Source organism: Luteimonas sp. A534 (assembly GCF_054072805.1).
Map to the genome: position 1 here is coordinate 1 of NZ_JBSVRR010000022.1, position 1090 is coordinate 1090.

Below are 1090 nucleotides of genomic sequence, written 5' to 3' on the forward strand. Positions count from 1 at the left end.
CAGAAATTGCCAGACTAAGTGCGACAAATCCAGCGCCCCGAAAAGGAGAGGTGAGCTGGCAGACTGGAAGGGACTCTTATCCGGCAAGAAAGGAGCCCCGACCGTGAAGTACTGCCAGCTCACCAGAGACGAACGATACCTGATCTCCAAGCTCCGCAAGACCAGGCACAGCGTGGCCGAGATCGCCCAGATCCTGGGCCGCCACAGGAGCACGATCTACCGCGAGATCAAGCGCAACCTGACGCCCTGCCCCAAGGGCGGACACTACTGCTACAGCAAGGCCCAGGAGCGTCGGAACGGACGGCTCCGACGAAGCCGCCGCGGCCCGCACCATGCGCCGTTGCAGTACGCCCGTGTCGAGGCGCTGCTGATGCAGCAATGGAGTCCCGAGCAGATCGCTGGCGTACTTCGGCAGGACGAGTTTGCGATCAGCTTCCAGTCCATCTACCGACACGTACGGCGCGACTGGCGTGCGGGCGGCACGCTGTATCTGGAGCTGCGTCGCCGCTACAAGCGCCGTAAGCGGCACTACGGGCTGGAGCGTCGCGGAAGGCTGCAGGGCAAGCGCATGATCGAGGAGCGGCCTGTCGAGATCGAAGCGCGGCTCGAGGTTGGCCACTGGGAAATCGATACGGTCATGGGGGCATCGTGGGAGAAACCCTGCATCGTGACCCTGGTCGAGCGCGCCACCGGCTACCTGATGATCGGCAAGCTACCAAACCGCACGACCAAGGCGTTGAACCGCCGTGTCATCGAGATGATCAAGGCTGCGCCGCTGCCCTGCCTAACGATCACCTCGGACAACGGTACCGAGTTCCATGGCTATGCCGAGATCGAGATCGCTACGGGTGCGACGGTTTACTTCGCGCGTCCCCATCACCCCTGGCAGCGTGGCACCAATGAGAACACCAACGGACTCGTTCGCCAGTACCTGCCAAAGGGAAAGAGCATGGCGAAGCTGACCCAGAAGCAGTGCGATGCGATCGCCCACAAACTCAATACCAGACCGAGGAAGCGCTACGACTATGAAACGCCCGAACAGCGAATCCGCGCCTGATCAGGACTGTCGCACTTGGTGGTTGAATTCACC

The 1090-nt window shown here is 61.8% G+C and carries 1 protein-coding gene; it reads left to right on the forward strand.

Translation table 11 applies throughout. The annotated features are described in order from the left end of the window. The first annotated feature begins 103 nt into the window (after positions 1-103). The gene (locus ACW5F0_RS14725; protein WP_456966301.1) at positions 104-1057 is read left to right on the forward strand and encodes an IS30 family transposase; all 954 of its coding nucleotides are present in this window, start codon (positions 104-106) and stop codon (positions 1055-1057) included. The last annotated feature ends 33 nt before the right edge of the window (positions 1058-1090 follow it).